At 68.5% G+C, this 4,377-nt stretch carries 5 protein-coding genes; all 5 read left to right on the forward strand.

Annotation, left to right across the window (positions count from 1 at the left end; translation table 11 throughout):
• Positions 1-271: 271 nt before the first annotated feature.
• The 5 genes from AC1DCT_RS18105 to AC1DCT_RS18125 all read left to right on the forward strand — a co-directional run bounded on the left by AC1DCT_RS18105 (position 272) and on the right by AC1DCT_RS18125 (position 4,156).
• Entirely contained in the window at positions 272-616 is a 345-nt protein-coding gene (locus tag AC1DCT_RS18105) for a hypothetical protein (protein WP_477430578.1), read from the forward strand.
• A gap of 11 nt (positions 617-627) precedes the next feature.
• Positions 628-1,929 (forward strand): putative T7SS-secreted protein, encoded by a 1,302-nt coding sequence (locus AC1DCT_RS18110; protein ID WP_440733168.1) that lies wholly within the window; start codon positions 628-630, stop codon positions 1,927-1,929.
• Entirely contained in the window at positions 1,926-2,534 is a 609-nt protein-coding gene (locus AC1DCT_RS18115; protein ID WP_477430579.1) for a hypothetical protein, read from the forward strand. The genes AC1DCT_RS18110 and AC1DCT_RS18115 overlap by 4 nt, the downstream gene beginning before the upstream one ends.
• Complete coding sequence (locus AC1DCT_RS18120; RefSeq protein ID WP_477430580.1) at positions 2,531-3,397, forward strand: hypothetical protein; 867 nt, start codon at positions 2,531-2,533, stop codon at positions 3,395-3,397. The genes AC1DCT_RS18115 and AC1DCT_RS18120 overlap by 4 nt, the downstream gene beginning before the upstream one ends.
• An 84-nt stretch (positions 3,398-3,481) precedes the next feature.
• On the forward strand, positions 3,482-4,156 hold the full coding sequence (locus AC1DCT_RS18125) for a hypothetical protein (RefSeq protein ID WP_440733171.1): 675 nt from the start codon (positions 3,482-3,484) through the stop codon (positions 4,154-4,156).
• Positions 4,157-4,377 lie beyond the last annotated feature (221 nt).

Raw genomic sequence — 4,377 nt, forward strand, 5'->3', positions numbered from 1 at the left:
AGCACGCGTCGGGCAAGTTCGGTGAGGGTTATGGGGAGCTGACCACGGGTCTGAAGCAGGCTGTGGATGGCATCAATGACATGTCGGAGTCGCTTCTGGGCATGATGCGTGCGATCCAGGATCTGGACACGCAGCTCGCCGGCGGCTGAAACCGGCTGTCCATCACGTGGAGAGGGGCGCTGTGCAGGATCCGTCCCGCACGGCGCCCCCTTTCGTGGTGGAGGCGCACGACTTGCAGACGCCCGTAGGGCGATGACACGGAGGGCATGACATGGCGGGGGACGGGGTTCTCTACCCGATCGATGATCTGAAGACGACCAGCGCGCAGCTGATCGCGATCGTCGACGAATTCGAGGCGGCGTCGAAACGACGGGACGACCTCGAGCACGCGGTGGGCCGGCCGGACGGCGACGATCGCCTGAAGAATCGCGTGCACGACTTCGAGGGCAATTGGGACGACAGCCGCGACAAGCTGCTGTCCAAGCTCAAGGAGATCTCCGACCGGGTCAAGGGCACCTTCGACGAGGTCACCAAGACCGACACCGACATGGCCAGCTCGATGCAGCAGTCCGGCCAGGGCACGGGCGGCGGCCACGGTCGCGCCGTGACGAACTGAGGGGGAGCGGGATGAAGACGCACAAGGGGCACGAGGTCGCCGTCATCGAGGGCGACGCCTCCGCGATCAGCGATCGCGGCACGACCATCACGACACTCGCGACGCAGATGACCACCGCCGCGCAGACCCTGCAGGACATCAAGAGCGGCAAGCTCGTCGGCAAGGGCTACGCGATGGACAAGATCAAGGACGTCGTCGGTGATGTCCATGGCGATCTCGACGAGGCCGGCCGTCGCTACAAGCCCGCGGGCAAGACCCTCACCGACTACGCCGGCGTGCTCGCAACGGTCCAGTCCCAGATGAAGACCATCGTCAGCGACTGCGAGACGAGCGAGAAGGCGCTGGCGACGGCTCAGACCGACGCGGATCAGGCGAACCACGCGCTCGCCCTGCATGCGACGGCCGTGGCCGACCATCCGCCGACCCCGGATCAGGAGGCGTCGTCCAAGAAGACGGGGGACACCCTCTCCGGTGCCGCGACCTCGGCGCAGTCGACGCTCGCCACGGCGGGCAAGGAGCACGATCACAACCTGCACCGCTTCGACACCGCCTACGACACGTGGAGCGACGCCTACGACGACGCCGTGAACGGGCTCGGCGACGCCAACAAGATCGGCAAGGACAGCCGCTGGGAGAACATCGCCGGCGTGCTCGCGGTGATCTCGGAGTGGGTGTCCTGGATCGGCCTCGCGATCGCCGTGCTGGGCCTCATCATTGGCGGACCGTTCTTCGCGATCGCCGCGCTGGTCGTCGGCGTCATCGCCCTCGCTCTCACCGTCGCGCTCATGTTCGACGGCCGGAAGGGCTGGGGCGATCTCGCCTGGGCGATCGTCGGGGTGCTCCCGATAGGCAAGCTCGGTCAGGGGTTCGGCAAGTTCTTCAAGGCGATCCCCAAGCAGCTCACCGGCCCGCTCGGCCAGATCCGCAACATCCGCGGGATCTCGGCCGTCGCGAAGAACGGCTGGAAGGCGGGATCGAAGGTGAACTTCGCCGCGTTCGTCACCAAGGTCTCAAAGACCAGGATGACGGGGCCGTTCTCGCTGGCAGGGCTCGGGCAGCGCTTCCTCGGCGGGGCGAACCGCTCGTTCACGGTCGCGTTCCAGGACGCGGCGCAGGCGGGCACGGGATATGGGAAGCAGCTCGTCAAGCAGCTTCCCACCGCGTTGCAGGACCTTGCGAAGGGCTCGGCGCCATCGACATGGGAGAAGGCCTGGAACGTCTACAAGTGGGCGGACAAGGGCGTGGCGATGTCGAACGGGAAACCGTCGGGCGGGCTGTCGCCGGCGAAGATCCTGAACGGCCTGGTGGGATGAGCCCATCGATCACGCGCACCCCGGGCTCGGCCACCTGGGATCTCGCGTACGACTCGGCGTGGTTCCTCCCTCTCCCGACGTCGGACGGGCTCAGCGCCGATCCGGCCGCGGAGGACGCGTGGGTCGATGGGGTGCTCGCGCACTATGCCGACCGTGCTCCGGTGACCGACGGGGACCGTGAAGCCCTCGCGCTCACCGCGCGAGGGCTGCTGGCCATGGTCGATGATGCGGCGACGCAGCTGTGGTTCGTGCCGCCCGGTGCCTACAGCGATGTGCTGATCGGGATCACCGTCGGCGACGTCGAAGGGCTGGATCCCGATCGACTTCTCGCGGAGATCGGCTCGCTGCCCGATGCCACGGCATCCGACATGATCGGGATCGACACCGACAATCTCGGAACCGGCGTGCTCGTGCGGCGCACGTCTGCAGCGATGGTCGATGACGTGGCGGTGCCGATCGCGAACTGGACCGTCGTCCTCCGCAAGGGCGAGTGGGTCACTATCGTCGAAGCCATGGGATCCACTCTCGAGACCTTCGCCGCGCTCGAGCAGCACCTGCCGCGCCTGCTGGCCGGCATCTCGCTGCCCGACGGCATCGCCCCATGAGCATCGCACCCTGGTTCGAGGCCGCGGCCGAGTTCGAGCGGGACCTCCTGGCGCGCAACGCATCGCTCGCGGAGCTGCATCGTCAGGCGCAGGTCTCGGGAGCGTCGCGCGTGAAGGAAGCAGCCGCGCTGCGTGCCCCGTCGCCCTGGCAGGGCACCGTGTCGTCGTCGGGGATGCGGCAGGCGCTCCTGGAGGCGGAGGTCTTAGCGCTCCTGCAGGAGTACGCGACCCGTGCCGCCGCATCGATCGATTCGGCCGACGCGGCACGCTGGTCTGCTCTGGTGGGCGAGGGGCTGACGCGGTCCGGTCGCGGTCTGCTCGTCGACGAGGTGCGCGGCAGCGCCGCCGGTGCCCTCCTGCTCCGTGAGGCGTGGGGTTTCGGGCTCGCCGTGCCGAACCGCCCGCTCATCGACTGCGCCTGCGGCTACGCCGAGAGCGGCGTCATCGGCAAGGGACTGTGCCTCGAGTGCAGCGAGCTCGTGGCGCGCAGATGGAGCGCCGAGGAGCTGCGTCAGCTGGCGATGGTGCCGGAGTACCGTGCCAGGGTCGAGGAGATCCTGGCTGGCGCGGAGGCGCGCCAGAACAAGCAGATCGGCGCGCGCAGCGAGACGCCGCTGGACGACGTGCGTGGAAAGCGCGCACGGGCCGGCCGGCGTCTGCGGTGGCTGCGCCGGTCGATGCGGAGTGCGCTCGCGGCGAGCGGGGGACTCCCGTCCGCGCGCTGGCAGCAGCTGGCGGCGCTCACGGCGCGATCGATGCAGACGTCGCTCCGCTTCGAAGCGGCTCGCGCAGGCAAGCGCGGGCTCGGCGCCGCCGGGCTCGCGGCGCTCGCGATGAAGAGCGATCGTGACATCATCGGCTGACTCCGCGCCGGCGCAGCTCATCCGCCCCGCCCCGTGCGGCGGGCACCGGCCCCGAATCACCGATCGACGGCAAAGGACGACGACATGGGAACGATGAACGATCTCGGGATCGAGCTGAGGTTCGGCATCCCCGCCTTCCGGTTCGTACTGCCGCCCGGCTGGGTGCAGCACGTGCCGACGAACGTCGCGCAGGAGGACGACGTCAAGCGGGCCAGCGCGATCTTCAGACAGGCGAACCGCCCGGATCTGGATGCGGAGTTCCGCACCCTGATGGCGCAGACCAGCCAGGCGATGGCGCGCACCAAGGTGTTCGCGATCTACCGCCAGGAGCAGGTCGAGATGGATGAGCTGCTGCCGATGTCGATCACGGCATCCGCGCTCAGCGCCGCGGATGGCGAGAACCTCGACGGCTGGGTGTCGGAGGCGTTCCGCACCAAGGGCGCGCAGTTCCTGGACGAAGACGCGAAGCACATCGTGCGATGGCGGTCCGAGCCGCAGCGCCCGGCCGACGCGCGCCGGATCGAGGGGGTGAGCGGGCGCACCCTCACCTACGTGATCCCCGCTCCCGGCACGCAGCGCCGCAAGGCCCTCGTCTTCACCACCACGATCGTGATCCCGGACGGCGACGTCGTGCCGGGCGAGGTCGTCGACTCCCTGGAGCTGCTCAGCGACGCGATGATCTCGACGTTCACCTGGGAGCGCGAGCTCGAGGAGCCCGTGCTGCCGGCCGCCTCAGGGGGCGACGACTCCGTCGATTGATCGTGCCGAGGCCGATCCGGCGGCATGGGGAGTCCTCCCCATCGACGGGGTTGTGGTGGGGTTGTTAGGTTTTTCTTGTCGGGCCGGTGGGGTCCGGTCCAATCGATTACCGGAGGTGGATGATGGCCGATTTCGGTGCGTCTTATGCGGAGATGGAGCAGGTGGCTTCGTCGCTGTCGCAGGCTCGTGATGACATTCAGGGTCAGCTGGACACTCTGAAG

This window comes from Microbacterium sp. 10L49, from assembly GCF_056395125.1.